Origin of the sequence: Enterobacter cloacae complex sp. P12RS (assembly GCF_014895875.1) — a bacterium.
GTDB lineage: Bacteria > Pseudomonadota > Gammaproteobacteria > Enterobacterales > Enterobacteriaceae > Enterobacter > Enterobacter bugandensis.
In genome coordinates, this window is the sequence record NZ_JADBQO010000056.1 from 1 (window position 1) to 26,035 (window position 26,035).

Sequence of the window (26,035 nt, forward strand, 5' to 3'; positions counted from 1 at the left end):
GGCGTTGTTGCTAAAGTTCTGGGCTAATTAATTATCCCTGAATAAAAAAGGACGCTTCGGCGTCCTTTTTTGTTTTCTGTACCTTTCCTTGTCACAAAATTTCGCATTTTTTACCCGCTCCCGGCCCGTATCCTGGCGTATGTGCTATTGTAATCATAACCATTCTCACTTACACTTTGCGCATATTTTGAACGGGAGTCTCTATGTACGTTTGTTTATGTAATGGTGTAAGCGACAAGAAAATTCGTCAGGCCGTTCGCCAGTTTCAGCCACAATCTTTCCAGCAGCTTCGCAAATTTGTTCCGGTGGGAAATCAATGCGGTAAATGCGTTCGCGCAGCGCGTGAGATCATGCAGGACGAACTGATGCAGATCCCGGAATTCAAAGAGATCGCGTAAGCCTCTATCTTTTTTTTGACATCCCCGTAGCCCGTTCTACGCTTCAATGAGTGGAAGCGGAGGGACTATATAATGAAAGGTGATGTTAAAATCATAAGTTATCTCAATAAATTATTGGGAAATGAGCTTGTCGCAATCAACCAGTACTTTCTTCACGCGAGAATGTTTAAAAACTGGGGTCTGACACGTCTGAATGACGTTGAGTACCATGAGTCTATAGATGAGATGAAACACGCCGATAAATACATCGAGCGTATCTTATTCCTTGAAGGCATCCCAAACCTGCAGGATCTCGGCAAGCTGGGCATCGGTGAGGATGTCGAAGAGATGCTGCGTTCTGACCTCCGGCTGGAGCTGGAAGGTGCGAAAGATCTGCGCGAAGCCATTGCTTATGCTGACAGCGTCCATGACTATGTGAGCCGCGATATGATGATCCAGATCCTTGCCGATGAAGAAGGCCACATTGACTGGCTGGAAACCGAGCTGGATCTCATTAGCAAAATTGGCCTTCAGAACTACCTACAGTCTCAGATCAAAGTGGAAAATTAATCAGATTTTCCCATCCAACGCATAAACCCGCTGCTGCCAGAAATGGTCCAAAAGGCAGTGGGTTTTTTAGTGCTCCTTTATCTGAGGTGAGAAATGAAAAAACAAGAATGCAAAGCAGCGCCATAAGCGCGGCGAGTAACGCCAGCGTAGGCAGTATGCACCAGCCATGCCACGCACCAAGTCCTGCCAGATACTTCACATCGCCATATCCCATTCCTTCCCGCCGGCAGATAAGCCGATAGCCCCAGTAAATCGTGGCAAAACCAAGATATCCAGCCACCGCTCCCATTACGGCACTCGGCAGAAAATCAGGATGGATAAAGACCTGGTAGAGCAGGCCCGTCCAGAGCAGCGGGCAGATAAATTTATCGGGCAGTAAACCGTCGCGAATATCAGCGCGTACGAGTAAGGCCGTCAGAGAAAAATAGATCATCAGGAAGGGGAGGGTGGTTAGCATGGAAAAGGCCTCAAAAGGTTTTGAGCGCATACTCGTTACAATCTGCCTGTCCGGCAATGCACAAAAACAGCAATTGCGTAGCGGCTTCAAATAAAAAATTCAGAAAGGATATACGGCGTAAAAAGTTGCGCAGTCCTACGCATACTGAGCCTTTGACGCTTAATTTCTAAACGGCACTTGCGTCTTTCTCTGATTTACGTATAATGCGCGGGCTTGTCGTAATTGACGGCGGGTTCAATCAGAACCAGAGTAGCTCATTTTGTTACTCAACAATGCTCCCAATTGGGGGGCTACGTAAGAACGGTTACACTCTCCCATCAATCGTAATGGGTTTGAGGAGTAATCATTTTCGTTTATAAAATAATTGGAGCTCTGGTCTCATGCAGAACCAAAGAATCCGTATCCGCCTTAAAGCGTTTGATCATCGTCTGATCGATCAATCAACCGCGGAAATCGTCGAGACTGCTAAGCGCACTGGTGCGCAAGTCCGTGGTCCGATCCCGCTGCCGACCCGCAAAGAGCGCTTCACCGTTCTGATCTCCCCGCACGTCAACAAAGACGCGCGCGATCAGTACGAAATCCGCACTCACAAGCGTCTGGTTGACATCGTTGAGCCAACTGAGAAAACCGTTGATGCTCTGATGCGTCTGGATCTGGCTGCCGGTGTAGACGTGCAGATCAGCCTGGGTTAATCAGGTCATCGAGCGATTGAGAGGTTGAAACAATGATTGGTTTAGTCGGTAAAAAAGTGGGTATGACCCGCATCTTCACTGAAGATGGCGTTTCTATCCCAGTAACCGTAATCGAAGTTGAAGCAAACCGCGTTACTCAGGTTAAAGATCTGGCTAACGATGGCTACCGCGCTATTCAGGTTACCACTGGTGCTAAAAAAGCTAACCGTGTAACCAAACCAGAAGCGGGTCACTTCGCTAAAGCTGGCGTAGAAGCTGGCCGTGGTCTGTGGGAATTCCGTCTTGCTGAAGGCGAAGAGTTCACCGTAGGTCAGGACATTAGCGTTGAGCTGTTTGCTGACGTTAAAAAAGTTGACGTAACCGGTACCTCTAAAGGTAAAGGTTTTGCTGGTACCGTTAAGCGCTGGAACTTCCGTACCCAGGACGCTACTCACGGTAACTCCTTGTCTCACCGTGTTCCGGGTTCTATCGGTCAGAACCAGACTCCGGGCAAAGTGTTCAAAGGCAAGAAAATGGCAGGTCAGCTGGGTAACGAACGTGTAACCGTTCAGAGCCTGGACGTAGTACGTGTTGACGCTGAGCGCAACCTGCTGCTGGTTAAAGGTGCGGTCCCGGGTGCAACCGGTAGCGACCTGATCGTTAAACCAGCTGTGAAGGCGTAAGGGGATAGCAATGGAATTAGTATTGAAAGACGCGCAGAGCGCGCTGACTGTTTCCGAAACTACCTTCGGTCGTGATTTCAACGAAGCGCTGGTTCACCAGGTTGTTGTTGCTTATGCAGCTGGTGCTCGTCAGGGTACTCGTGCTCAGAAGACTCGTGCTGAAGTAACTGGTTCTGGCAAAAAGCCATGGCGCCAGAAAGGTACCGGCCGTGCGCGTTCAGGTTCTATCAAGAGCCCGATCTGGCGTTCAGGTGGCGTGACCTTCGCTGCGCGTCCACAGGACCACAGTCAAAAAGTTAACAAAAAGATGTACCGCGGCGCGCTGAAAAGCATCCTGTCCGAACTGGTACGTCAGGATCGTCTGATCGTTGTCGAGAAGTTCTCTGTTGAAGCGCCTAAAACTAAGTTGCTGGCACAGAAACTGAAAGACATGGCTCTGGAAGATGTGCTGATCATCACCGGTGAGCTGGACGAGAACCTGTTCCTGGCCGCACGTAACCTGCACAAGGTTGACGTACGCGATGCGACTGGTATCGACCCGGTTAGCCTGATCGCCTTCGACAAAGTCGTAATGACTGCTGATGCTGTTAAGCAAGTTGAGGAGATGCTGGCATGATTCGTGAAGAACGTCTGCTGAAGGTGCTTCGCGCACCGCACGTTTCTGAAAAAGCGTCTACTGCGATGGAAAAAACAAACACCATCGTTCTCAAAGTTGCTAAAGACGCGACCAAAGCAGAGATCAAAGCTGCTGTGCAGAAACTGTTTGAAGTCGAAGTCGAAGTCGTTAACACCCTGGTAGTTAAAGGGAAAGTTAAACGTCACGGACAGCGTATCGGTCGTCGTAGCGACTGGAAAAAAGCTTACGTCACCCTGAAAGAAGGCCAGAACCTGGACTTCGTTGGCGGCGCTGAGTAAGTCGGAGGAGTAATACAATGGCAGTTGTTAAATGTAAACCGACATCTCCGGGTCGTCGCCACGTAGTTAAAGTGGTTAACCCTGAGCTGCACAAGGGCAAACCTTTTGCTCCGTTGCTGGAAAAAAACAGCAAATCCGGTGGTCGTAACAACAATGGCCGTATCACCACTCGTCACATCGGTGGTGGCCACAAGCAGGCTTATCGTATTGTTGACTTCAAACGCAACAAAGACGGTATCCCAGCAGTTGTTGAACGTCTTGAGTACGATCCGAACCGTTCCGCGAACATCGCGTTGGTTCTGTACAAAGACGGCGAACGCCGTTACATCCTGGCCCCTAAAGGCCTGAAAGCTGGCGACCAGATTCAGTCTGGCGTTGATGCTGCAATCAAAGCAGGCAACACCCTGCCGATGCGCAATATCCCGGTTGGTTCTACCGTTCATAACGTAGAAATGAAACCAGGTAAAGGCGGTCAGCTGGCACGTTCCGCTGGTACTTACGTTCAGATCGTTGCGCGTGACGGTGCTTATGTCACCCTGCGTCTGCGTTCTGGTGAAATGCGTAAAGTCGAAGCAGACTGCCGCGCTACTCTGGGCGAAGTTGGCAATGCTGAGCATATGCTGCGCGTTCTGGGTAAAGCTGGTGCTGCACGCTGGCGTGGTGTTCGTCCTACCGTTCGCGGTACTGCGATGAACCCAGTCGACCACCCACATGGTGGTGGTGAAGGTCGTAACTTTGGTAAGCACCCGGTAACTCCGTGGGGCGTTCAGACCAAAGGTAAGAAGACCCGCAGCAACAAGCGTACTGATAAATTTATCGTACGTCGCCGTAGCAAATAATTTTAGAGGATAAGCCATGCCACGTTCTCTCAAGAAAGGTCCTTTTATTGACCTGCACTTGCTGAAGAAGGTAGAGAAAGCGGTGGAAAGCGGAGACAAGAAGCCCCTGCGCACTTGGTCCCGTCGTTCAACGATCTTTCCTAACATGATCGGTTTGACCATCGCTGTCCATAATGGTCGTCAGCACGTTCCAGTCTTTGTTACCGACGAAATGGTTGGTCACAAACTGGGTGAATTCGCACCGACTCGTACTTATCGCGGCCACGCTGCTGATAAAAAAGCGAAGAAGAAATAAGGTAGGAGGAAGAGATGGAAACTTTAGCTCAACATCGCCATGCTCGTTCTTCTGCACAGAAGGTTCGCCTTGTTGCTGACCTGATTCGCGGTAAGAAAGTGTCGCAGGCCCTGGACATCCTGACCTATACCAACAAGAAAGCTGCGGTATTGGTCAAGAAAGTACTGGAATCTGCCATTGCTAACGCTGAACACAACGATGGCGCTGACATCGACGATCTGAAAGTCGCGAAAATTTTCGTAGATGAAGGCCCAAGCATGAAGCGCATTATGCCGCGTGCGAAAGGTCGTGCAGATCGCATCCTGAAGCGCACCAGCCACATTACTGTGGTTGTGTCCGATCGCTGAGACTCTGGAGACTAGCAATGGGTCAGAAAGTACATCCTAATGGTATTCGCTTGGGTATTGTAAAACCATGGAACTCTACCTGGTTTGCGAACACCAAAGAATTCGCTGACAACCTGGACAGCGATTTTAAAGTACGTCAGTACCTGACTAAGGAACTGGCTAAAGCGTCTGTATCTCGTATCGTTATCGAGCGTCCAGCGAAGAGCATCCGTGTGACTATTCACACTGCTCGTCCTGGCATCGTTATCGGTAAGAAAGGCGAAGACGTAGAAAAACTGCGCAAGGTCGTAGCGGATATCGCTGGCGTTCCTGCACAGATCAATATCGCTGAAGTTCGTAAGCCTGAACTGGACGCTAAATTGGTTGCTGACAGCATCACTTCTCAGCTGGAACGTCGTGTTATGTTCCGTCGTGCTATGAAGCGTGCTGTACAGAACGCAATGCGTCTGGGCGCTAAAGGTATCAAAGTTGAAGTTAGCGGCCGTCTGGGCGGCGCGGAAATCGCACGTACCGAATGGTACCGTGAAGGTCGCGTACCGCTGCACACTCTGCGTGCTGACATCGACTACAACACCTCTGAAGCGCACACCACTTACGGTGTAATCGGCGTTAAGGTATGGATCTTCAAAGGTGAGATCCTGGGTGGTATGGCTGCTGTTGAACAACCGGAAAAACCGGCTGCTCAACCTAAAAAGCAGCAGCGTAAAGGCCGTAAATAAGGAGCGTCGCTGATGTTACAACCAAAGCGTACAAAATTCCGTAAAGTGCACAAAGGCCGCAACCGTGGTCTGGCGCAGGGTACGGATGTTAGCTTCGGCACTTTCGGTCTGAAAGCTGTTGGCCGTGGTCGTCTGACTGCACGTCAGATCGAAGCAGCACGTCGTGCAATGACCCGTGCAGTTAAGCGTCAAGGTAAGATCTGGATCCGTGTATTCCCGGACAAACCGATCACCGAGAAGCCACTGGAAGTTCGTATGGGTAAAGGTAAAGGTAACGTGGAGTACTGGGTTGCCTTGATCCAACCGGGCAAAGTCCTTTATGAAATGGACGGTGTTCCGGAAGAGCTGGCCCGTGAAGCCTTCGGCCTGGCAGCAGCGAAACTGCCTATCAAAACCACCTTTGTAACTAAGACGGTGATGTAATGAAAGCAAAAGAGCTGCGTGAAAAAAGCGTTGAAGAGCTGAACGCTGAGCTGCTGAACCTGCTGCGTGAGCAGTTCAACCTGCGCATGCAGGCTGCAAGTGGCCAGCTGCAACAGACTCACCTGCTGAAGCAAGTGCGTCGCAATGTTGCACGCGTTAAGACTTTACTGACTCAGAAGGCGGGTGCGTAATGACCGATAAAATCCGTACTCTGCAAGGTCGTGTTGTTAGCGACAAAATGGAGAAATCCATTGTTGTAGCTATCGAACGTATTGTGAAACACCCGATCTACGGTAAATTCATCAAGCGTACGACCAAACTGCACGTACATGACGAGAACAACGAATGTGGTATCGGCGACAAGGTTGAAATCCGTGAATGCCGTCCACTGTCCAAGACTAAGTCCTGGACGCTGGTTCGCGTTGTAGAGAAAGCGGTTCTGTAATACAGTACGCCTTCTCAATACGAATAAACGGCTCAGCGATGAGCCGTTTATTTTTTCTACCCATATTGCAGAAGCGGTGTTATAATGCCGCGCCCTCGATATGGGGCTTTTTAACGGCTCTGATTTTAGAGTCTCAGGTAGTAGTTGACATTAGCGGAGCACTAAAATGATCCAAGAACAGACTATGCTGAACGTCGCCGACAACTCCGGTGCACGTCGCGTAATGTGTATCAAGGTTCTGGGTGGCTCGCACCGTCGCTACGCAGGCGTAGGCGACATCATCAAGATCACCATCAAGGAAGCAATTCCACGTGGTAAGGTCAAAAAAGGTGATGTGCTGAAGGCGGTAGTGGTGCGCACCAAGAAGGGTGTTCGTCGCCCTGACGGTTCTGTCATTCGCTTCGATGGTAATGCATGCGTTATTTTAAACAATAACAGCGAGCAGCCTATCGGCACGCGTATCTTTGGGCCGGTAACTCGTGAACTTCGTACTGAGAAGTTCATGAAAATTATCTCTCTGGCACCAGAAGTACTCTAAGGAGCGAATCATGGCAGCGAAAATCCGTCGTGATGACGAAGTTATCGTGTTAACCGGTAAAGATAAAGGTAAACGCGGTAAAGTAAAAAATGTTCTGTCTTCCGGCAAACTTGTCGTTGAAGGTATCAACCTGGTTAAGAAACATCAGAAGCCGGTTCCGGCCCTGAACCAACCAGGCGGCATCGTTGAAAAAGAAGCTGCTATTCAGGTTTCTAACGTTGCAATCTTCAATGCGGCTACCGGTAAGGCTGACCGTGTAGGCTTTAGATTCGAAGACGGCAAAAAAGTCCGTTTCTTCAAGTCTAATAGCGAAACTATCAAGTAATTTGGAGTAGTACGATGGCGAAACTGCATGATTACTACAAAGACGAAGTAGTTAAGAAACTCATGACCGAGTTTAACTACAATTCTGTCATGCAAGTCCCTCGGGTCGAGAAGATCACCCTGAACATGGGTGTTGGTGAAGCGATCGCTGACAAGAAACTGCTGGATAACGCAGCAGCTGACCTGACAGCAATCTCCGGTCAAAAACCGCTGATCACCAAAGCACGCAAATCTGTTGCAGGCTTCAAAATCCGTCAGGGCTATCCGATCGGCTGTAAAGTAACTCTGCGTGGCGAACGCATGTGGGAGTTCTTTGAGCGCCTGATCACTATTGCTGTTCCACGTATCCGTGACTTCCGTGGCCTGTCCGCGAAGTCTTTCGACGGTCGTGGTAACTACAGCATGGGTGTCCGTGAGCAGATCATCTTCCCAGAAATCGACTACGATAAAGTCGACCGCGTGCGTGGTTTGGATATTACCATTACCACTACTGCGAAATCTGACGAAGAAGGCCGTGCTCTGCTGGCTGCCTTTGACTTCCCGTTCCGCAAGTAAGGTAGGGTTACTGAATGGCTAAGCAATCAATGAAAGCACGCGAAGTAAAGCGCGTAGCTTTAGCTGATAAATTCTTCGCTAAACGCGCTGAACTGAAAGCGATCATTTCTGATGTGAACGCTTCCGACGAAGATCGTTGGAATGCGGTTCTCAAGCTGCAGTCTCTGCCGCGTGATTCCAGCCCGTCTCGTCAGCGTAACCGCTGTCGTCAAACAGGTCGTCCACATGGTTATGTGGGCAAGTTTGGGTTGAGCCGTATCAAACTGCGTGAAGCCGCCATGCGCGGTGAAGTGCCAGGCTTGAAAAAGGCTAGCTGGTAATTACCAATTGAATCACGGGAGTAAAGACAGATGAGCATGCAAGATCCGATCGCGGATATGCTGACCCGTATCCGTAACGGTCAGGCCGCGAACAAAGTTGCGGTCACCATGCCTTCCGCCAAGCTGAAAGTGGCAATTGCCAACGTGCTGAAGGAAGAAGGTTTTATCGAAGATTTTAAAGTTGAAGGCGACACCAAGCCGGAACTGGAACTTACTCTCAAGTATTTCCAGGGTAAAGCTGTTGTAGAAAGCATTCAGCGTGTCAGCCGCCCAGGTCTGCGCATCTATAAGAAAAAAGATGAGCTGCCAAAAGTTATGGCTGGCCTTGGTATCGCAGTTGTTTCTACCTCTAAAGGTGTTATGACTGATCGTGCAGCGCGCCAGGCTGGTCTTGGTGGCGAAATTATCTGCTACGTAGCCTAATCGGAGGAAAGAATGTCTCGTGTTGCTAAAGCACCGGTCGTTATTCCTGCCGGCGTTGATGTAAAAATCGACGGTCAGGTTATTACGATCAAAGGTAAAAACGGCGAGCTGACTCGTACCCTCAACAAAGCTGTTGAAGTTAAACATGCAGATAACGCTCTGACCTTCGGTCCACGTGATGGTTTCGTGGATGGATGGGCTCAGGCTGGTACCGCGCGTGCCCTGCTGAACTCAATGGTTGTTGGTGTTACCGAAGGCTTCACTAAAAAGCTTCAGCTGGTTGGTGTAGGTTATCGTGCAGCTATCAAAGGGAATGCAGTAGGCCTGTCTCTGGGCTTCTCACACCCTGTTGAGCATCCGCTGCCGGCCGGTATCACTGCAGAATGTCCGACTCAAACTGAAATCGTGCTGAAAGGTGCTGATAAACAGCTGATCGGTCAGGTTGCAGCAGATCTGCGCGCCTACCGTCGTCCTGAGCCTTACAAAGGCAAGGGTGTTCGTTACGCCGACGAAGTCGTGCGTACCAAAGAGGCTAAGAAGAAGTAAGGTAACACTATGGATAAGAAATCTGCTCGTATCCGTCGTGCGACCCGCGCACGCCGCAAGCTCAAAGAGCTGGGTGCAACTCGCCTGGTGGTACATCGTACCCCGCGTCATATTTACGCACAGGTAATTGCACCGAACGGTTCTGAAGTTCTGGTAGCTGCTTCTACTGTAGAAAAAGCTATCTCAGAACAATTGAAGTACACCGGTAACAAAGACGCCGCTGCAGCTGTAGGTAAAGCTGTTGCAGAACGCGCTCTGGAAAAAGGCATCAGCAATGTTTCCTTTGACCGTTCCGGGTTCCAATATCATGGTCGTGTCCAGGCACTGGCAGATGCTGCCCGTGAAGCTGGCCTTCAGTTCTAAGGTAGAGGTGTAAGATGGCTCACATCGAAAAACAGGCTGGCGAACTGCAGGAAAAGCTGATCGCGGTAAACCGCGTATCTAAAACCGTTAAAGGTGGTCGTATTTTCTCCTTCACAGCTCTGACTGTAGTAGGCGATGGTAACGGTCGCGTTGGTTTTGGTTACGGTAAAGCGCGTGAAGTTCCAGCAGCGATCCAGAAAGCGATGGAAAAAGCCCGTCGCAATATGATTAACGTCGCGCTGAACAACGGCACCCTGCAGCACCCAGTTAAAGGTGTTCACACGGGTTCTCGTGTATTCATGCAGCCAGCTTCAGAAGGTACCGGTATCATCGCCGGTGGTGCAATGCGCGCCGTTCTGGAAGTTGCTGGGGTTCATAACGTTCTGGCTAAAGCATATGGTTCCACCAACCCGATCAACGTGGTTCGTGCAACTATTGATGGCCTGGAAAATATGAATTCTCCAGAAATGGTCGCTGCCAAGCGTGGTAAATCCGTTGAAGAAATTCTGGGGTAATTGACCATGGCAAAGACTATTAAAATCACTCAAACCCGCAGTGCAATCGGTCGTCTGCCGAAACACAAGGCAACGCTGCTTGGCCTGGGTCTGCGTCGTATTGGTCATACCGTTGAGCGCGAGGATACTCCTGCTGTTCGTGGTATGGTCAACGCGGTTTACTTCATGGTTAAAGTTGAGGAGTAAGAGATGCGTTTAAATACTCTGTCTCCGGCCGAAGGCTCTAAAAAGGCGGGTAAACGCCTGGGTCGTGGTATCGGTTCTGGCCTCGGCAAAACCGGTGGTCGTGGTCACAAAGGTCAGAACTCTCGTTCTGGCGGTGGCGTACGTCGCGGTTTCGAGGGTGGCCAGATGCCACTGTACCGTCGTCTGCCGAAGTTCGGCTTCACCTCTCGCAAAGCAGCGATCACAGCGGAAATCCGTCTGTCTGACCTGGCGAAAGTTGAAGGCGGCGTTGTAGACCTGAACACGCTGAAAGCGGCTAACATTATCGGTATTCAGATTGAGTTCGCGAAAGTGATCCTGTCTGGTGAAGTTTCTACTCCGGTAACTGTTCGTGGCCTGCGTGTTACTAAAGGTGCTCGTGCTGCTATCGAAGCTGCTGGCGGTAAAATTGAGGAATAAGTAGCAGATGGCTAAGCAACCGGGATTAGATTTTCAAAGTGCCAAAGGTGGATTTGGCGAGCTGAAACGCAGACTGCTGTTTGTTATCGGCGCGCTGATTGTGTTCCGTATTGGCTCTTTTATTCCGATCCCTGGTATCGATGCCGCTGTACTTGCCAAACTGCTTGAGCAACAGCGAGGCACCATCATTGAAATGTTCAACATGTTCTCTGGTGGTGCTCTCAGCCGTGCTTCTATCTTTGCTCTGGGTATTATGCCGTACATTTCGGCATCGATTATTATCCAACTGCTGACGGTCGTTCATCCGGCCCTGGCAGAGCTGAAGAAAGAAGGGGAGTCTGGACGTCGTAAGATTAGTCAGTACACCCGTTACGGTACTCTGGTGCTGGCAATATTCCAGTCGATCGGTATTGCTACCGGTCTGCCGAATATGCCTGGTATGCAGGGCCTGGTATTAAACCCAGGCTTTGCATTCTATTTCACCGCTGTTGTTAGTCTGGTCACAGGGACGATGTTCCTGATGTGGCTCGGCGAACAGATTACTGAGCGTGGTATCGGTAACGGTATCTCAATCATTATCTTCGCCGGTATCGTTGCGGGACTCCCGCCGGCCATCGCCCATACTATCGAGCAAGCGCGTCAAGGCGACCTGCACTTCCTCCTGTTGCTGTTGGTTGCAGTATTAGTATTTGCAGTGACGTTCTTTGTTGTCTTCGTTGAACGTGGTCAACGCCGCATTGTGGTGAACTACGCTAAGCGTCAGCAGGGTCGTCGTGTCTATGCTGCACAGAGCACACATTTACCGCTGAAAGTGAATATGGCGGGGGTTATCCCGGCTATCTTCGCTTCCAGTATTATTCTGTTCCCGGCAACCATCGCGTCATGGTTCGGGGGCGGTACTGGTTGGAACTGGCTGACAACAATTTCGCTGTATTTGCAGCCTGGGCAACCACTTTATGTGTTACTCTATGCGTCTGCGATCATCTTCTTCTGTTTCTTCTACACGGCGTTGGTCTTCAACCCGCGTGAAACAGCAGATAACCTGAAGAAGTCCGGTGCATTTGTACCAGGAATTCGTCCGGGAGAGCAAACGGCGAAGTATATCGATAAAGTAATGACCCGCCTGACTTTGGTTGGTGCGCTTTATATTACTTTTATCTGCCTGATCCCGGAGTTCATGCGTGATGCAATGAAAGTACCGTTCTACTTCGGTGGGACCTCACTGCTTATCGTTGTTGTCGTGATTATGGACTTTATGGCTCAAGTGCAAACTCTTATGATGTCCAGTCAGTATGAGTCTGCATTGAAGAAGGCGAACCTGAAAGGCTACGGCCGCTAATTGGTCGCCTGAGAAGTTACGGAGAGTAAAAATGAAAGTTCGTGCTTCCGTCAAGAAATTATGCCGTAACTGCAAAATCGTTAAGCGTGATGGTGTCATCCGTGTGATTTGCAGTGCCGAGCCGAAGCATAAACAGCGCCAAGGCTGATTATTTCGCATATTTTTCTTGCAAAGTTGGGTTGAGCTGGCTAGATTAGCCAGCCAATCTTTTGTATGTCTGTACGTTTCCATTTGAGTATCCTGAAAACGGGCTTTTCAGCATGGTGCGTACATATTAAATAGTAGGAGTGCATAGTGGCCCGTATAGCAGGCATTAACATTCCTGATCAGAAACATGCTGTGATCGCATTAACTTCGATCTACGGCATCGGCAAGACCCGTTCTAAAGCCATCCTGGCTGCAGCGGGTATCGCTGAAGATGTTAAGATCAGTGAGCTGTCTGAAGGACAAATCGACACGCTGCGTGACGAAGTTGCCAAATTTGTCGTTGAAGGTGATCTGCGCCGTGAAATCAGCATGAGCATCAAGCGCCTGATGGATCTTGGTTGCTATCGCGGTTTGCGTCATCGTCGTGGTCTGCCAGTGCGCGGTCAGCGTACTAAGACCAACGCACGTACCCGTAAGGGTCCGCGCAAACCGATCAAGAAATAATCGGGGTGATTGAATAATGGCAAAGGCACCAGTTCGTGCACGTAAACGTGTAAGAAAACAAGTCTCTGACGGCGTGGCTCATATCCATGCTTCTTTCAACAACACCATCGTTACTATTACTGATCGTCAGGGTAACGCATTGGGTTGGGCAACAGCCGGTGGTTCCGGTTTCCGTGGTTCTCGCAAATCCACTCCGTTCGCAGCTCAGGTTGCAGCAGAGCGTTGCGCTGAAGCCGTAAAAGAATACGGCATCAAGAATCTGGAAGTTATGGTTAAAGGTCCGGGTCCGGGTCGTGAATCTACTGTTCGCGCTCTGAACGCCGCTGGTTTCCGCATCACGAATATTACTGATGTGACTCCGATCCCTCATAACGGTTGTCGTCCGCCGAAAAAACGTCGCGTATAACGCTCGTTTTTTAGGTTAGTTGGAGATAGAAAATGGCAAGATATTTGGGTCCTAAGCTCAAGCTGAGCCGTCGTGAGGGCACCGACTTATTCCTTAAGTCTGGCGTTCGCGCGATCGATACCAAGTGTAAAATTGAACAAGCTCCTGGCCAGCACGGTGCGCGTAAACCGCGTCTGTCTGACTATGGTGTGCAGTTGCGTGAAAAGCAAAAAGTTCGCCGTATGTACGGTGTGCTGGAGCGTCAGTTCCGTAACTACTATAAAGAAGCAGCACGTCTGAAAGGCAACACAGGTGAAAACCTGCTGGCTCTGCTGGAAGGTCGTCTGGACAACGTTGTATACCGTATGGGCTTCGGCGCTACTCGTGCTGAATCACGTCAGCTGGTTAGCCACAAAGCAATCATGGTAAACGGTCGTGTTGTTAACATCGCTTCTTATCAGGTTAAAGCGAATGACGTTGTTAGCATTCGTGAGAAAGCGAAAAAGCAATCTCGCGTGAAGGCCGCTCTGGAGCTGGCTGAGCAGCGTGAAAAGCCAACCTGGCTGGAAGTTGATGCTGGCAAGATGGAAGGTACGTTCAAGCGTCAGCCTGAGCGTTCTGATCTGTCTGCGGACATTAACGAACACCTGATCGTCGAGCTTTACTCCAAGTAAAGCTTAGTACCAAAGAGAGGACACAATGCAGGGTTCTGTGACAGAGTTTCTAAAACCGCGCCTGGTAGATATCGAGCAAGTGAGTTCGACGCACGCCAAGGTGACCCTTGAGCCTTTAGAGCGTGGCTTTGGCCATACTCTGGGTAACGCACTGCGCCGTATTCTGCTCTCATCGATGCCGGGTTGCGCGGTGACCGAGGTTGAGATTGATGGTGTACTTCATGAGTACAGCACCAAAGAAGGCGTTCAGGAAGATATCCTTGAAATCCTGCTCAACCTGAAAGGGCTGGCGGTGAGAGTTCAGGGTAAAGATGAAGTTATTCTTACTCTGGATAAATCTGGCATTGGCCCTGTGACTGCAGCCGACATCACCCACGACGGTGATGTTGAAATCGTCAAGCCGCAGCACGTGATCTGCCACCTGACCGATGAGAACGCAGCTATTAGCATGCGTATCAAAGTTCAGCGCGGTCGTGGTTATGTGCCGGCTTCTGCCCGAATTCATTCGGAAGAAGATGAGCGCCCAATCGGCCGTCTGCTGGTCGACGCATGCTACAGCCCTGTAGAGCGTATTGCCTACAATGTTGAAGCAGCGCGTGTAGAACAGCGTACCGACCTGGACAAGCTGGTCATCGAAATGGAAACCAACGGCACAATCGATCCTGAAGAGGCGATTCGTCGTGCGGCAACCATCCTGGCAGAACAACTGGAAGCTTTCGTTGACTTACGTGATGTACGTCAGCCAGAAGTGAAAGAAGAGAAACCAGAATTCGATCCGATCCTGCTGCGCCCTGTTGACGATCTCGAATTGACTGTCCGCTCTGCTAACTGCCTCAAGGCAGAAGCTATCCACTATATCGGTGATCTGGTACAGCGTACCGAGGTTGAGTTGCTGAAAACGCCGAACCTGGGTAAAAAATCTCTTACCGAGATTAAAGACGTGCTGGCTTCACGTGGTCTGTCTCTGGGCATGCGCCTGGAAAACTGGCCACCGGCAAGCATTGCTGACGAGTAACCGGATCACAGGTTAAGGTTTTACTGAGAAGGATAAGGTCATGCGCCATCGTAAGAGTGGTCGTCAACTGAACCGCAACAGCAGCCATCGCCAGGCTATGTTCCGCAACATGGCAGGTTCACTGGTTCGTCATGAAATCATCAAGACGACCCTGCCTAAAGCGAAAGAGCTGCGTCGCGTAGTTGAGCCGCTGATTACTCTTGCCAAGACTGACAGCGTTGCTAATCGTCGTCTGGCATTCGCCCGTACTCGTGATAACGAGATCGTGGCAAAACTGTTTAACGAACTGGGCCCGCGTTTCGCGAGCCGTGCCGGTGGTTACACTCGCATTCTGAAGTGTGGTTTCCGTGCAGGCGACAACGCGCCGATGGCTTACATCGAGCTGGTTGATCGTTCAGAGAAAGCAGAAGCTGCTGCAGAGTAATCTGCAGTAACGTAAAAAAACCCGCCTCGGCGGGTTTTTTTATATCCGCATTATCCCCACTTCTCTACAATACCTGTATCAATTTTGTTCATCCCCTGGAGCTGATGATGTGGTTGCTTGACCAGTGGGCAGAACGCCATATTCGCGATGCCCAGAATAAAGGCGATTTTGACAATCTTCCCGGGAGCGGCGAACCTCTTGAACTTGAAGATGATTCGCATATTGCGCCTGAACTCCGGGCTGGATACCGTTTGCTAAAAAATGCTGGCTGCCTCCCGCCCGAGCTTGAGCAGCGCAGAGAGGCTGTTGAACTTGTCGATCTGCTAAAAGGGATCCGTCAGGACGATCCTCGACATAAAGAACTTAGCCGCAGGCTTGCCCTGATCGAGCTCAAGCTGCGCCAGGCAGGAATGAGTACGGAATTCCTGCATGGGGAATACGGTGAAATATTGATGAAGAAGATAAACGAGGAGTAGCGATGTACCGTATCGGTGAACTTGCAAAGCTCGCGAACGTAACGCCGGACACTATCCGATATTACGAAAAGCAGCAAATGATCGATCATGAGGTACGCACGGAAGGCGGCTTTCGGCTTTATACCGATAACGATCTGCAACGTCTAAGATTCATACGCTACGCCCGACAGCTTGGCTTCACGCTTGATTCGATCCGCGAGTTATTATCGATCCGCATCGATCCTGAGCATCACACTTGTCAGGAATCCAAAAGCATCGTGCAAGCCCGGCTTGATGAAGTTGAAGCCCGTATTCTGGAACTGCAAACCATGCAGCGCTCTTTGCAAAGGTTGAATGATGCCTGCTGCGGAACGGCTCATAGCAGTATTTATTGTTCAATTCTGGAAGCCCTTGAACAGGGAGCCAGTGGAGAAACTCGGGGATGTTGATTTTTAATCTACTCGGGTCTAGACTTCCGTCGTCATAAACCATGCTCAGGAGAAATTATGAGCCGCTATCAGCACACGAAGGGACAAATTAAAGATAATGCCATCGAGGCTTTACTTCACGACCCGCTTTTTCGACAGCGCGTTGAAAAGAATAAAAAAGGGAAGGGGAGTTATCTGCGTAAAGACAAACATGCAAAACGGGGTAACTGGGAGGCCAGTGGCAAGCAAGCGAATCGCTTATTTACCACTGGCCTTCCTGTTTTTAACTGCTGATTAAACGCGGTTATTTTGCTCTTTTAACAGATCGCGAATTTCACTCAGTAACACTTCTTCTTTCGTTGGTGCAGGCGCTGCTGCTGGCTCTTCTTTTTTACGGTTGAGCCGGTTAATCAGCTTGATAGCCATAAAGATAGCAAACGCCACAATCACGAAATCAAATACGTTCTGGATAAACACGCCGTAGTGCATTACAACTGCCGGGATATCACCCTGGGCTTCACGCAGCGTGAACGCGAACTGTTTGAAATCAATGCCCCCGATTAGCAGCCCTAAAGGTGGCATGATGATGTCCGCTACTAATGATGAAACAATCTTGCCGAATGCCGCACCAATAATGACACCCACTGCCAAATCAACCACGTTCCCGCGCATCGCAAATTCGCGAAATTCTTTAATAAAACTCATTATGTTCTCCTTGTGCCAGCTGACGACTATAAGTTTAACAAATGATTAGCCAATTGCCATGCGGGATAATTAAACGTTATGAAAATAAAAGGCACAGAAATAAAGAGGGTAAAGTGCGGGGCTCTATTGAGAGCCCCGACGTATTAAAGGAAGAATGGACTAGGCTGGAATAAACGTTCGACGTCGGTAATAAATTTTTTATCGGTAAGGAACATAATTACGTGGTCGCCTTGCTCAATACGCAAATTATCATTGGCGATCATGACATCATTCCCGCGCACTACGGCGCCGATAATAGTGCCCGGCGGCAGCTTAATTTCGTCGATGGCGCGGCCCACAACGCGTGACGTGGTTTCATCTCCATGAGCTACCGCTTCAATGGCTTCTGCCACCCCGCGACGCAGAGATGAAACGCCGACAATGTCCGCTTTACGTACATGGCTCAGCAGAGCGGAAATGGTCGCCTGCTGCGGTGAAATGGCAATATCAATAACGCTGCCCTGAACCAGGTCGACATACGCCTTGCGCTGGATAAGCACCATGACCTTCTTTGCTCCCATACGTTTGGCGAGCATGGCGGACATAATATTCGCCTCGTCATCGTTCGTGACGGCAATAAAGAGATCAACTTGATCAATATGCTCTTCAGCCAATAATTCCTGATCCGACGCGTCGCCATAAAATACGATCGTATTTTGCAGTTTTTCCGCCAGCTCAGAAGCACGCTGTTGATCGCGCTCGATCAATTTCACGCTGTAGTCTTTTTCCAGCCTTCGCGCCAGGCCCGCGCCGATATTGCCACCGCCGACCAGCATAATGCGTTTATAAGGCTTTTCGAGACGCTGCAACTCACTCATCACCGCACGAATATGCTGAGAGGCCGCAATGAAGAAGACCTCATCCCCCGCTTCGACAATCGTGGAGCCTTGAGGACGAATAGGTCTGTCGTGGCGGAAAATGGCGGCAACGCGCGTATCGATATGCGGCATGTGCTCACGCATTGTGGAAAGCGCATTGCCGATCAACGGGCCGCCGTAATAGGCCTTAACGACGGCAAGACTGACCTTACCTTCGGCAAAATTCACCACCTGCAGCGCGCCTGGATATTCGATCAGACGATAGATATTGTCGATAACCAGCTGTTCTGGCGCGATGAGATGGTCAATAGGAACCGCTTCTGAATTAAAGAGCTTCTCAGCATCGCGGACATAGTCCGGAGAACGGATGCGCGCGATTCGGTTAGGGGTGTTGAAAAGCGAGTAGGCCACCTGACAGGCCACCATATTGGTTTCGTCAGAACTGGTCACCGCAACGAGCATGTCTGCATCGTCGGCGCCTGCCTCGCGTAGCACGCGCGGGTGTGAGCCATGGCCCTGCACAACGCGAAGGTCAAATTTGTCCTGTAAAACGCGCAGACGATCCCCGTTGGTATCAACGATTGTGATGTCGTTGTTTTCGCCAACCAGGTTTTCCGCCAGCGTTCCGCCCACTTGTCCTGCGCCCAGAATGATAATTTTCATATCTCGTGACCTGTTCTCAACATCACTCTTTGATTAGCTTAGCGTAAAAGAAGCCATCGCCTTCTTCCGCGCCCGGCAGGTTTTGCTGACCCGGGCATTCAGGCGTTCCCGTATCGCGCAGCGTTGCGTCCGGGGTACGTTTAAGGAAGGCCGCGATTTGCTGGCTGTTTTCTTCTGGCAATACGGAGCAGGTTGCATAAACCAGCGTGCCGCCGGGTTTAAGATGTGGCCAGATTGCGTCAAGTATGTCCGATTGCAGTTGGGCAAGTTCCTTGATATCGCGATCGCGGCGCAGCCACTTGATATCCGGATGGCGACGAATCACGCCTGTTGCAGAGCAGGGCGCATCCAGCAAAATGCGGTCAAACTGGGTTTCACCACACCATTCTGCGGGCTTGCGTCCGTCGCCCTGCTTAACCTGAGCCTTCATGCCCAGACGCTTGAGGTTGTCGTAGACGCGTGACAGGCGCTGCTCATCGACATCCACGGCCATTACGCTGGCCTGCGGAGCCACTTCAAGAATGTGCGTTGTTTTTCCGCCAGGCGCGGCGCAAAGATCGAGGATCTGTTCCCCGTTTGCTGGTTCAAGCCAGGTCATGCAACCCTGAGCCGAGGCATCCTGTACGGTCACCCAGCCTTCATCAAAACCAGGTAAAGCATGTACCGGTGCAGGGGAGGCTAAACGCACGGCATCCGGATAGGCTGCCTGCGTGAATCCACTCATTCCGGTTTCTTCCAGTAATGCCAGCCATGCGTCACGGGTGTGGTGATTACGGTTGACGCGTAACCACATCGGTGGGCGTTGATTATTCGCTTCGGCAATGTTTTGCCATTGCTGCGGATACGCTTTTTTAAGGCGATTCAGCAGCCAGTCCGGGTGCAGAAAACGTATTTCGCTTTGTGCAAATTCAGCCAGTAGCTCATCCTGCTGACGCTGGAACTGACGCAGTACGCCGTTGATCAGCCCTTTCAACTGAGGGCGTTTAATCGCAACGGCACCTTCCACCGTTTCAGCCAGCGCGGCATGAGGTGGAATGCGGGTATGAAGAAGCTGATAAAACCCCACCATAATCAAATAATGTACGGTGCGCTGTTTGCCAGTCATTGGGCGCGACATCAGCTTATTAATGAGCCACTCAAGCTGAGAAAGGGTGCGCAGGACGCCAAAGCAGAGTTCCTGGAGCAGGGCTTTGTCTTTATCAGATACCTTTTGTTGCAGGGGAGGCAGGATGTTACTCAATGACTGGCCCTGCTCAATAACCTGCTCAACGGCTTTGGCCGCCATACTGCGTAGATTTTGTTTTTTCATAACTATAAAAATAAAAATGCCCGGAAACACCGGGCTTTAAGCATATATTGGATTAGGCAAGACGATTACCCGGTATAAACCATTCACGACGGGAATTTAATAGATCCTGAGCGCTCATGGCTTTCTTACCGGCCGGTTGCAGCGATTCAAGATTCAGGATCCCTTCTGCTGTCGCAACCTGGATACCGTTCTTGCTGGCGTCGATAATCGTGCCGGGTTCAGCAGCCGTATTGCCATTAATGACTGACGCTTTCCAGACTTTCACTGGCTGCTCATCAATCTCCATCCAGCTCATCGGCCACGGATTAAAAGCGCGGATGCAGCGTTCAAGTTGAGCGGCAGACAAGGACCAGTCGAGCCGGGCTTCTTCTTTACTCAGTTTTTCAGCATACGTCACCAGCGCCTCATCCTGAACTTCCGGTTTCGCCGTATTGTCAGCAAGTTGCTGCAGCGTCTCGATAAGCCCTTGCGGACCGAGGTCTGCCAGTTTGTCATACAGCGTAGCGCTGGTATCGTCTGCAGTAATAGGGCACGCCAGTTTATGCAGCATGTCGCCAGTGTCTAAACCTACGTCCATCTTCATGATTGTGACGCCGGTTTCAGCATCCCCCGCCCACAGGGAGCGCTGGATAGGTGCCGCACCACGCCAGCGCGGGAGCAAGGAGCCGTGCACGTTGATACAACCCAGACGAGGCATATCAAGCACCGCTTTTGGCAGAATTAAACCGTAAGCCACCACGACCATTACGTCGGCGTTCAGGTCAGCAACCAGCTGCTGATTTTCCTGAGGGCGTAAGGATGCGGGCTGGAAAACAGGAAGCCCATGCTCTTCTGCCAGCACCTTTACCGGGCTCGGCATCAGTTTTTTACCGCGACCAGCCGGACGGTCCGGCTGGGTAAAGACGCCGACAACCTGGTGACCAGAAGATAACAGCGCGTCAAGATGACGCGCTGCAAAATCAGGGGTTCCCGCGAAGATAATACGTAGTGTTTTAGACACGATGATCCTTGTATCCGGGGGGACGTTATGCGCGAGAGCGCAAACGATCCAGTTTCTCTACTTTTTGACGAATACGCTGCTGTTTCAACGGCGAGAGGTAATCGATAAACAGCTTACCGACCAGATGATCCATCTCATGCTGAATGCAAATTGCCAGCAGGTCATCTGCTTCCAGTTCGAACGGATTACCGTCACGATCCAAAGCGCGAATTTTCACTTTTTCGGCACGTGGCACCAAAGCGCGCTGTTCCGGAATAGAAAGACAACCTTCCTCAATGCCCGTTTCACCGCTCTTCTCAAGCAATTCAGGGTTGATCAGCACCAGACGCTCATCGCGATTTTCAGAAACGTCGATCACGATAATACGCTTGTGAATGTCTACCTGCGTCGCCGCCAGGCCAATGCCTTCTTCGGCGTACATGGTATCGAACATATCATCAACGATACGCTGGATTTCTGCATTCACTTCTTTAACCGGTTCAGCGACGATGCGAAGGCGCTCGTCCGGAATATGTAACACTTGCAAAACTGCCATAAATTTCCAGAGTCGTGTTCAGGAGTTGATAAGAATATTACTTCTATTCTAGACAAATCCCGGGTCGATTGACAGCATCAGTGACCAATCGCAATGATTGCGCAGGCCGCTTATGGCAGGGGGAAAGGATGACGTCTATCGAGATATGGCTACGGCTAATACACACAGGTTCATTATGTGGCGATGGAATGCTGGAAGCGGCTGCTCGGCTGCACAAGCAAAAAAATATCGATGCTTCCGCTGTCAGAGACGCCGGGCTGTCAGCAAAACAGGCTGAACGGTTCTTTAACCCAGATGAGGGTGAGCTGGAGCGTAGTCTGGTGTGGCTTGAGCAGCCGGGAAATCATTTATTGACGGCAACCCATCCGCTTTATCCTCCTTTACTTCGAGCAATTCCTGATTATCCCGGTGCATTATTCGTAAAAGGTAACCCTGAAACGCTTAATGCTGCCCAGCTGGCGGTCGTGGGTAGCCGTGCGCCGTCATGGTATGGAGAACGATGGGGGAAAATTCTGTGCGAACAACTTTCGCAAAGTGGTTTCACAATCACCAGCGGACTGGCCTGCGGTATAGACGGTGTTGCTCACAACGCCGCATTGTCTGTAAAAGGGCGTAGCGTGGCCGTACTGGGGAATGGCCTGTTTAGCATTTATCCCCGTCGGCATCAGGCGCTGGCGATGCGGCTTATCGAAGCTGACGGGGCGATAGTGTCTGAGTTCCCTCTTTCGGCGCAGCCCCGGCCGGCAAACTTTCCGCGTCGTAATCGAATCATCAGCGGGCTTAGCCAGGGTGTATTGGTCGTTGAAGCGGCAGTGCGAAGCGGCTCGCTGGTCACTGCACGATGCGCGCTCGATCAGGGGAGGGAGGTTTTCGCCTTACCCGGCCCGATTGGTAACCCGGGGTGTGAAGGACCACACTGGCTGATAAAGCAGGGTGCGACGCCGGTAACAGAAGCGCGGGACATTCTTGAAAATTTGCAATATGGCTTGCAATGTCTGCAGGAAGATCCCGAAAAGCGACATTATTCATCAGATCAGGGAAAGGTGGCATTGCCATTTCCCAAGCTCCTGGCTAACGTAGGAGATGAGGTAACACCTGTTGACGTTGTCGCTGAACGTGCCGGCCAACCTGTGCCAGTAACGGTAGCACAGCTACTCGAACTGGAGTTAGCAGGGTGGATCGCAGCTGTACCCGGCGGCTATGTCCGATTAAGGAGGGCATGCCATGTTCGACGTACTGATGTATTTGTTTGAGACTTACATCCATAACGAAGCAGAAATGCGAGTGGATCAGGACAAATTGACACAGGATCTTACCGATGCGGGGTTTGAGCGGGAAGATATCTATAATGCGTTGATGTGGCTGGAAAAACTGGCTGATTATCAGGAAGGCCTCGCCGAACCGATGCAGCTTGCTTCTGACCCGTTGTCAGTACGCATTTATACCGCAGAAGAGTGTGAAAGGCTGGACGCCAGCTGCCGGGGATTCATCTTATTCCTTGAGCAGATTCAGGTGCTGAACCTCGAAACGAGAGAAATGGTGATAGAGCGTGTCATGGCGCTGGATACGGCAGAATTTGAACTGGAAGATCTGAAATGGGTGATTCTGATGGTTCTGTTTAATATCCCGGGCTGTGAAAATGCCTATCAGCAAATGGAAGAATTACTCTTTGAAGTGAATGAAGGTATGCTGCATTAATTCTATGTGTAGCACCAAGAGTTGTTATGGCCAAATCAGCACTATTCACGGTGCATAAAAACGAGCCCTGCCCGCAGTGCGGGGCTGAACTTGTTATTCGGTCCGGGAAACACGGCCCGTTTCTCGGTTGTTCACACTATCCGGAATGTGATTATGTCCGTCCTCTGAAAAGCCAGGCGGATGGACATATCGTCAAAATTCTGGAAGGACAGCTATGTCCTCTTTGTGGTGGTGAACTAGCGCTACGTCAGGGCCGTTTCGGCATGTTTATTGGCTGTAGCCGTTATCCGGAATGTGAGCATACGGAACAAATTGATAAGCCTGATGAAACGGCGATTGCGTGTCCTCAGTGTCAGCGCGGTCAGCTGGTACAGCGCCGTTCCCGCTATGGTAAGACCTTCCATTCCTGCGATCGCTACCCTGAATGCCAGTTCGTTATCAATTTCAAACCGGTAGCGGGCGTCTGCCCTCATTGCAACTATCCGCTACTTATCGAGAAGAAAACGGCGCAAGGTGTGAAACGCTTCTGCGCCAGCAAACAATGTGGAAAGCCGGTAACGGCGGATCAAAATAGTGAATAATAACCTGCCATCAGGCTCCATTGCGCATGCTGTGGACGTGCTGAAAAATGAAAAAGTCATCGCCTATCCAACTGAAGCTGTTTTTGGGGTCGGTTGCGATCCTGACAGCGAGACGGCTGTGAGCCGCCTGCTTGCCTTAAAACAAAGACCCGTAGAGAAAGGGTTGATTTTGATAGCTGCGAATTACGAGCAGCTTAAGCCCTACATTGATGACTCTATGCTGACACCGGCGCAGCGCGAGACTATTTTCTCCGCATGGCCAGGACCGGTGACCTTTGTTTTCCCGGCGCAGCCGACAACACCGCGCTGGCTGACAGGACGCTTTGATTCCCTCGCCGTTCGCGTCACCGATCATCCTCTGGTGGTTGAGCTTTGCCTGGCATTTGGTAAACCGCTGGTCTCAACCAGCGCCAACCTGACCGGATTGCCACCTTGTCGTACAACCGAAGAAGTGTTGGCACAGTTCGGAAATGACTTCCCGGTTGCTGTTGGAGAGACGGGAGGGCGCCTGAATCCGTCTGAAATTCGCGACGCTTTGACCGGCGAACGTTTTCGCCAGGGGTAATCTCATGGAAACCTATGCTGTTTTTGGTAATCCGATTGCACACAGCAAGTCACCGCTGATCCATCAGCAATTTGCGGAGCAGCTGCAGATAAATCATCCCTATGGCCGCGTACTGGCACCGGTAGATGCATTTATTCCAACGCTTGAGGCTTTTTTCGCCGCAGGTGGCAAAGGTGCGAATGTGACGGTTCCTTTTAAAGAGGAAGCTTTCGAACGTGCTGATGAACTGACCGAGCGCGCTTCTCTTGCTGGTGCAGTAAATACCCTAAAACGGCTTGAGGACGGACGTCTTCTGGGCGACAACACTGACGGAATAGGTTTGCTGAGCGATCTGGAACGACTGTCATTTATTAAACCTGGGTTCCGGGTCCTGCTGATTGGTGCGGGGGGCGCATCGCGGGGAGTACTGTTGCCTCTGCTTTCCCTGGACTGTGCGGTGACCATTACCAACCGAACTTTTTTCCGGGCAGAAGCGCTGGCGGCGTTGTTTGCGCATACCGGCAGCGTAAGTGCGGTAGCGCTTGACGATCTTGCCGAACGTGAGTTCGATCTTGTCATTAATGCCACATCCAGCGGCATCAGTGGCGAGATCCCGGCAATCCCCGCTTCGCTGGTCAGCGCGCACATGTACTTCTATGACATGTTCTATCAGAAAGGGAATACGCCCTTCCTGAACTGGTGCGAACAACACGGTGCGAAACAGTTAGCCGATGGGCTGGGAATGCTGGTGGGGCAGGCTGCGCATGCGGTACTGCTCTGGCACGGGGTGTTGCCTGCAGTCGAGCCGGTCATTGAAAAGCTAAAACAGGAGCTTTCGGCGTGAATCAGGCTATTCATTTCCCGGACAGAGAGAGCTGGGATGAGCATAAGCAGGCGGTCTGTTTTCCGGTGCTGGTGCAGGGTATGCAGCTTACCTGTGCCATCCATGGAGAAGCGCTGTTACATCGTTTTGGCGGCACAGACCCGATAGCCGTTTTTTGCGAAAATCGCTGGGATCTGGAAGAGGAAGCCAGCGATTTAATCCGCGAGCAGCAGGAAGACGATCAGGGTTGGGTTTGGTTATCCTGATCCAAATAGTCATTCTTCCATTTTACGTAGTTGTTCGCCGAGTATTTTAATCCTTCTATCTCTGCCTCCTTCAGGGGGCGGATCTGTTTTACCGGGCTTCCCAGATAGAGATAACCACTTTCCAGACGTTTGTTCTGCGGAACCAGGCTACCGGCCCCAATCATTACGTCTTCTTCTACTATCACGCCATCCAGCAAAATCGATCCCATGCCAACAAGCACCCGATTACCGATAGTGCAGCCGTGAAGCATCACTTTATGTCCGACGGTAACATCTTCTCCAATGATGAGGGGATTGCCCTCCGGGTTATAAGAGGATTTGTGCGTAACATGCAGAACGCTACCGTCCTGAATATTGGTACGGGCACCGATCGACACATAATTTACATCTCCCCTGATGGCGACGAGCGGCCAGATACTGACGTCATCGGCCATTCGGACATCACCAATGACCACGCTGGTGGCATCGATCATCACGCGATCGCCTTTTTGGGGGAACAGATCTTTATAAGGGCGTAATACTGCAGACATAACTACCTCTAAGGATGAGCGCTATACGGAAGACTTGATCATATTATTGGATCGAGGCAAGGCAAAATGCGTCAATATTTAAGCAGAACGGGCGGGATTTCAGCGAAAAGCGCGGAAAATCAGCAGTCGAAAAAAAAGATCTAAAAAACACTTGTGCTAAAAATTGGGATCCCTATAATGCGCCTCCATCGACACGGCGGATGT

The 26,035-nt window shown here is 50.8% G+C and carries 46 protein-coding genes; 39 read left to right on the plus strand and 7 right to left on the minus strand.

All coding sequences use genetic code 11. From position 1 onward, the window contains the following. The first annotated feature begins 203 nt into the window (after positions 1-203). A complete protein-coding gene (gene bfd, locus IM284_RS21495; RefSeq protein ID WP_003863268.1) occupies positions 204-398 on the plus strand; it encodes a bacterioferritin-associated ferredoxin in 195 nt (64 codons plus the stop codon). Positions 399-470: 72 nt separating this feature from the next. Beyond that, a complete protein-coding gene (gene bfr, locus IM284_RS21500; protein ID WP_028014636.1) occupies positions 471-947 on the plus strand; it encodes a bacterioferritin in 477 nt (158 codons plus the stop codon). Here bfr and IM284_RS21505 read toward each other — a convergent pair. Continuing rightward, positions 931-1,404, minus strand: a complete 474-nt coding sequence (locus tag IM284_RS21505) for an A24 family peptidase (protein ID WP_047366820.1) — start codon at positions 1,402-1,404, stop codon at positions 931-933. The two genes, bfr and IM284_RS21505, sit on opposite strands and share 17 nt — an antisense overlap. A 380-nt stretch (positions 1,405-1,784) precedes the next feature. Between IM284_RS21505 and rpsJ the strand changes: the two genes are divergently transcribed. The 31 genes from rpsJ (at position 1,785) to IM284_RS21660 (ending at position 16,614) form a co-directional block, all read left to right on the plus strand. Continuing rightward, entirely contained in the window at positions 1,785-2,096 is a 312-nt protein-coding gene (rpsJ, locus tag IM284_RS21510; RefSeq protein ID WP_001181005.1) for a 30S ribosomal protein S10, read from the plus strand. Between the two features lie 32 nt (positions 2,097-2,128). Then, positions 2,129-2,758 (plus strand): 50S ribosomal protein L3, encoded by a 630-nt coding sequence (gene rplC / locus IM284_RS21515; protein WP_003863274.1) that lies wholly within the window; start codon positions 2,129-2,131, stop codon positions 2,756-2,758. A 10-nt stretch (positions 2,759-2,768) separates the two neighbouring features. Then, positions 2,769-3,374, plus strand: a complete 606-nt coding sequence (gene rplD, locus IM284_RS21520; protein WP_000424395.1) for a 50S ribosomal protein L4 — start codon at positions 2,769-2,771, stop codon at positions 3,372-3,374. After that, positions 3,371-3,673: a 50S ribosomal protein L23 gene (rplW, locus tag IM284_RS21525; RefSeq protein WP_000617546.1), complete on the plus strand. Its 303-nt coding sequence runs from the start codon at positions 3,371-3,373 to the stop codon at positions 3,671-3,673. The genes rplD and rplW overlap by 4 nt, the downstream gene beginning before the upstream one ends. 17 nt (positions 3,674-3,690) lie before the next feature. Further along, on the plus strand, positions 3,691-4,512 hold the full coding sequence (rplB, locus tag IM284_RS21530) for a 50S ribosomal protein L2 (RefSeq protein WP_000301859.1): 822 nt from the start codon (positions 3,691-3,693) through the stop codon (positions 4,510-4,512). A 16-nt stretch (positions 4,513-4,528) separates the two neighbouring features. Further along, positions 4,529-4,807 (plus strand): 30S ribosomal protein S19, encoded by a 279-nt coding sequence (gene rpsS / locus IM284_RS21535; protein ID WP_001138117.1) that lies wholly within the window; start codon positions 4,529-4,531, stop codon positions 4,805-4,807. Between the two features lie 14 nt (positions 4,808-4,821). Then, positions 4,822-5,154: a 50S ribosomal protein L22 gene (gene rplV, locus IM284_RS21540; protein WP_002919773.1), complete on the plus strand. Its 333-nt coding sequence runs from the start codon at positions 4,822-4,824 to the stop codon at positions 5,152-5,154. A 17-nt stretch (positions 5,155-5,171) separates the two neighbouring features. Then, positions 5,172-5,873, plus strand: a complete 702-nt coding sequence (gene rpsC / locus IM284_RS21545; RefSeq protein ID WP_000529945.1) for a 30S ribosomal protein S3 — start codon at positions 5,172-5,174, stop codon at positions 5,871-5,873. Positions 5,874-5,885: 12 nt separating this feature from the next. After that, positions 5,886-6,296, plus strand: a complete 411-nt coding sequence (gene rplP / locus IM284_RS21550; RefSeq protein WP_002919759.1) for a 50S ribosomal protein L16 — start codon at positions 5,886-5,888, stop codon at positions 6,294-6,296. Then, positions 6,296-6,487 (plus strand): 50S ribosomal protein L29, encoded by a 192-nt coding sequence (gene rpmC / locus IM284_RS21555; RefSeq protein WP_003863282.1) that lies wholly within the window; start codon positions 6,296-6,298, stop codon positions 6,485-6,487. The genes rplP and rpmC overlap by 1 nt, the downstream gene beginning before the upstream one ends. After that, positions 6,487-6,741 (plus strand): 30S ribosomal protein S17, encoded by a 255-nt coding sequence (rpsQ, locus tag IM284_RS21560; protein WP_008503489.1) that lies wholly within the window; start codon positions 6,487-6,489, stop codon positions 6,739-6,741. Before rpmC ends, rpsQ begins: the two co-directional genes overlap by 1 nt. A 166-nt stretch (positions 6,742-6,907) precedes the next feature. Continuing rightward, positions 6,908-7,279, plus strand: coding sequence for a 50S ribosomal protein L14 (gene rplN, locus IM284_RS21565; protein ID WP_002919748.1), 372 nt, complete (start codon positions 6,908-6,910; stop codon positions 7,277-7,279). Between the two features lie 10 nt (positions 7,280-7,289). Then, positions 7,290-7,604 (plus strand): 50S ribosomal protein L24, encoded by a 315-nt coding sequence (gene rplX / locus IM284_RS21570; protein ID WP_003863287.1) that lies wholly within the window; start codon positions 7,290-7,292, stop codon positions 7,602-7,604. Positions 7,605-7,618: 14 nt separating this feature from the next. Beyond that, a complete protein-coding gene (rplE, locus tag IM284_RS21575) occupies positions 7,619-8,158 on the plus strand; it encodes a 50S ribosomal protein L5 (protein ID WP_001096202.1) in 540 nt (179 codons plus the stop codon). Between the two features lie 14 nt (positions 8,159-8,172). Beyond that, entirely contained in the window at positions 8,173-8,478 is a 306-nt protein-coding gene (rpsN, locus tag IM284_RS21580) for a 30S ribosomal protein S14 (RefSeq protein ID WP_003863291.1), read from the plus strand. Between the two features lie 30 nt (positions 8,479-8,508). Further along, a complete protein-coding gene (gene rpsH / locus IM284_RS21585; RefSeq protein ID WP_006178918.1) occupies positions 8,509-8,901 on the plus strand; it encodes a 30S ribosomal protein S8 in 393 nt (130 codons plus the stop codon). A gap of 12 nt (positions 8,902-8,913) precedes the next feature. Beyond that, complete coding sequence (rplF, locus tag IM284_RS21590) at positions 8,914-9,447, plus strand: 50S ribosomal protein L6 (RefSeq protein WP_003863296.1); 534 nt, start codon at positions 8,914-8,916, stop codon at positions 9,445-9,447. 9 nt (positions 9,448-9,456) lie between these two features. Beyond that, on the plus strand, positions 9,457-9,810 hold the full coding sequence (gene rplR, locus IM284_RS21595; protein WP_003863297.1) for a 50S ribosomal protein L18: 354 nt from the start codon (positions 9,457-9,459) through the stop codon (positions 9,808-9,810). Between the two features lie 14 nt (positions 9,811-9,824). Further along, positions 9,825-10,325 carry a 30S ribosomal protein S5 gene (rpsE, locus tag IM284_RS21600; protein ID WP_003863299.1) on the plus strand — a complete coding sequence of 167 codons (501 nt, stop codon included), beginning with the start codon at positions 9,825-9,827 and terminating at the stop codon, positions 10,323-10,325. Between the two features lie 6 nt (positions 10,326-10,331). Then, positions 10,332-10,511: a 50S ribosomal protein L30 gene (rpmD, locus tag IM284_RS21605; RefSeq protein WP_003863301.1), complete on the plus strand. Its 180-nt coding sequence runs from the start codon at positions 10,332-10,334 to the stop codon at positions 10,509-10,511. Positions 10,512-10,514: 3 nt separating this feature from the next. Beyond that, on the plus strand, positions 10,515-10,949 hold the full coding sequence (gene rplO, locus IM284_RS21610) for a 50S ribosomal protein L15 (protein ID WP_014885468.1): 435 nt from the start codon (positions 10,515-10,517) through the stop codon (positions 10,947-10,949). 7 nt (positions 10,950-10,956) lie between these two features. Beyond that, the gene (gene secY, locus IM284_RS21615; protein WP_003863305.1) at positions 10,957-12,288 is read left to right on the plus strand and encodes a preprotein translocase subunit SecY; all 1,332 of its coding nucleotides are present in this window, start codon (positions 10,957-10,959) and stop codon (positions 12,286-12,288) included. A gap of 31 nt (positions 12,289-12,319) precedes the next feature. After that, the gene (rpmJ, locus tag IM284_RS21620; RefSeq protein WP_000868187.1) at positions 12,320-12,436 is read left to right on the plus strand and encodes a 50S ribosomal protein L36; all 117 of its coding nucleotides are present in this window, start codon (positions 12,320-12,322) and stop codon (positions 12,434-12,436) included. A gap of 146 nt (positions 12,437-12,582) precedes the next feature. Then, positions 12,583-12,939: a 30S ribosomal protein S13 gene (gene rpsM / locus IM284_RS21625; protein WP_013099021.1), complete on the plus strand. Its 357-nt coding sequence runs from the start codon at positions 12,583-12,585 to the stop codon at positions 12,937-12,939. 16 nt (positions 12,940-12,955) lie between these two features. Continuing rightward, a complete protein-coding gene (rpsK, locus tag IM284_RS21630) occupies positions 12,956-13,345 on the plus strand; it encodes a 30S ribosomal protein S11 (protein ID WP_003863312.1) in 390 nt (129 codons plus the stop codon). A 32-nt stretch (positions 13,346-13,377) separates the two neighbouring features. Further along, positions 13,378-13,998, plus strand: coding sequence for a 30S ribosomal protein S4 (gene rpsD / locus IM284_RS21635; protein ID WP_004868345.1), 621 nt, complete (start codon positions 13,378-13,380; stop codon positions 13,996-13,998). A gap of 25 nt (positions 13,999-14,023) precedes the next feature. Next, a complete protein-coding gene (rpoA, locus tag IM284_RS21640) occupies positions 14,024-15,013 on the plus strand; it encodes a DNA-directed RNA polymerase subunit alpha (RefSeq protein WP_047366819.1) in 990 nt (329 codons plus the stop codon). Between the two features lie 40 nt (positions 15,014-15,053). Next, on the plus strand, positions 15,054-15,437 hold the full coding sequence (rplQ, locus tag IM284_RS21645; protein ID WP_001216368.1) for a 50S ribosomal protein L17: 384 nt from the start codon (positions 15,054-15,056) through the stop codon (positions 15,435-15,437). Positions 15,438-15,544: 107 nt separating this feature from the next. Then, positions 15,545-15,913 carry a DUF1992 domain-containing protein gene (locus IM284_RS21650; protein WP_045630324.1) on the plus strand — a complete coding sequence of 123 codons (369 nt, stop codon included), beginning with the start codon at positions 15,545-15,547 and terminating at the stop codon, positions 15,911-15,913. Positions 15,914-15,915: 2 nt separating this feature from the next. Next, positions 15,916-16,341, plus strand: a complete 426-nt coding sequence (gene zntR, locus IM284_RS21655; protein ID WP_028014633.1) for a Zn(2+)-responsive transcriptional regulator — start codon at positions 15,916-15,918, stop codon at positions 16,339-16,341. 57 nt (positions 16,342-16,398) lie between these two features. Continuing rightward, complete coding sequence (locus tag IM284_RS21660) at positions 16,399-16,614, plus strand: alternative ribosome-rescue factor A (protein WP_045630326.1); 216 nt, start codon at positions 16,399-16,401, stop codon at positions 16,612-16,614. Here the strand turns inward: IM284_RS21660 and mscL are convergent, their stop codons facing one another. From mscL to def, 5 genes are all read right to left on the minus strand, one after another. Then, a complete protein-coding gene (gene mscL, locus IM284_RS21665) occupies positions 16,615-17,025 on the minus strand; it encodes a large-conductance mechanosensitive channel protein MscL (protein ID WP_028014631.1) in 411 nt (136 codons plus the stop codon). Positions 17,026-17,168: 143 nt separating this feature from the next. Further along, the gene (trkA, locus tag IM284_RS21670) at positions 17,169-18,545 is read right to left on the minus strand and encodes a Trk system potassium transporter TrkA (RefSeq protein WP_014885463.1); all 1,377 of its coding nucleotides are present in this window, start codon (positions 18,543-18,545) and stop codon (positions 17,169-17,171) included. Between the two features lie 22 nt (positions 18,546-18,567). Beyond that, positions 18,568-19,854 (minus strand): 16S rRNA (cytosine(967)-C(5))-methyltransferase RsmB, encoded by a 1,287-nt coding sequence (gene rsmB / locus IM284_RS21675; protein ID WP_047366818.1) that lies wholly within the window; start codon positions 19,852-19,854, stop codon positions 18,568-18,570. 52 nt (positions 19,855-19,906) lie between these two features. Continuing rightward, positions 19,907-20,854 (minus strand): methionyl-tRNA formyltransferase, encoded by a 948-nt coding sequence (gene fmt, locus IM284_RS21680; protein ID WP_047366817.1) that lies wholly within the window; start codon positions 20,852-20,854, stop codon positions 19,907-19,909. A 25-nt stretch (positions 20,855-20,879) separates the two neighbouring features. Continuing rightward, on the minus strand, positions 20,880-21,389 hold the full coding sequence (gene def / locus IM284_RS21685) for a peptide deformylase (RefSeq protein WP_006812188.1): 510 nt from the start codon (positions 21,387-21,389) through the stop codon (positions 20,880-20,882). Between the two features lie 128 nt (positions 21,390-21,517). Between def and dprA the strand changes: the two genes are divergently transcribed. The 6 genes from dprA to IM284_RS21715 are packed head-to-tail and all read left to right on the plus strand — an operon-like array spanning position 21,518 to position 25,301. Next, positions 21,518-22,642 carry a DNA-protecting protein DprA gene (gene dprA / locus IM284_RS21690; protein ID WP_047366816.1) on the plus strand — a complete coding sequence of 375 codons (1,125 nt, stop codon included), beginning with the start codon at positions 21,518-21,520 and terminating at the stop codon, positions 22,640-22,642. Beyond that, entirely contained in the window at positions 22,614-23,087 is a 474-nt protein-coding gene (gene smg / locus IM284_RS21695) for a DUF494 family protein Smg (RefSeq protein ID WP_008503477.1), read from the plus strand. The genes dprA and smg overlap by 29 nt, the downstream gene beginning before the upstream one ends. Before the next feature lie 26 nt (positions 23,088-23,113). Further along, complete coding sequence (locus IM284_RS21700) at positions 23,114-23,668, plus strand: type I DNA topoisomerase (RefSeq protein WP_048338830.1); 555 nt, start codon at positions 23,114-23,116, stop codon at positions 23,666-23,668. After that, on the plus strand, positions 23,661-24,233 hold the full coding sequence (gene tsaC / locus IM284_RS21705; RefSeq protein WP_045630331.1) for an L-threonylcarbamoyladenylate synthase type 1 TsaC: 573 nt from the start codon (positions 23,661-23,663) through the stop codon (positions 24,231-24,233). Before IM284_RS21700 ends, tsaC begins: the two co-directional genes overlap by 8 nt. Positions 24,234-24,237: 4 nt before the next feature. Continuing rightward, entirely contained in the window at positions 24,238-25,056 is an 819-nt protein-coding gene (gene aroE / locus IM284_RS21710; protein ID WP_047366814.1) for a shikimate dehydrogenase, read from the plus strand. Further along, positions 25,053-25,301, plus strand: coding sequence for a DUF1488 domain-containing protein (locus IM284_RS21715; protein ID WP_028014624.1), 249 nt, complete (start codon positions 25,053-25,055; stop codon positions 25,299-25,301). Before aroE ends, IM284_RS21715 begins: the two co-directional genes overlap by 4 nt. Here IM284_RS21715 and IM284_RS21720 read toward each other — a convergent pair. Next, the gene (locus tag IM284_RS21720) at positions 25,277-25,831 is read right to left on the minus strand and encodes a gamma carbonic anhydrase family protein (protein ID WP_028014623.1); all 555 of its coding nucleotides are present in this window, start codon (positions 25,829-25,831) and stop codon (positions 25,277-25,279) included. The genes IM284_RS21715 and IM284_RS21720 overlap by 25 nt on opposite strands. Positions 25,832-26,035 lie beyond the last annotated feature (204 nt).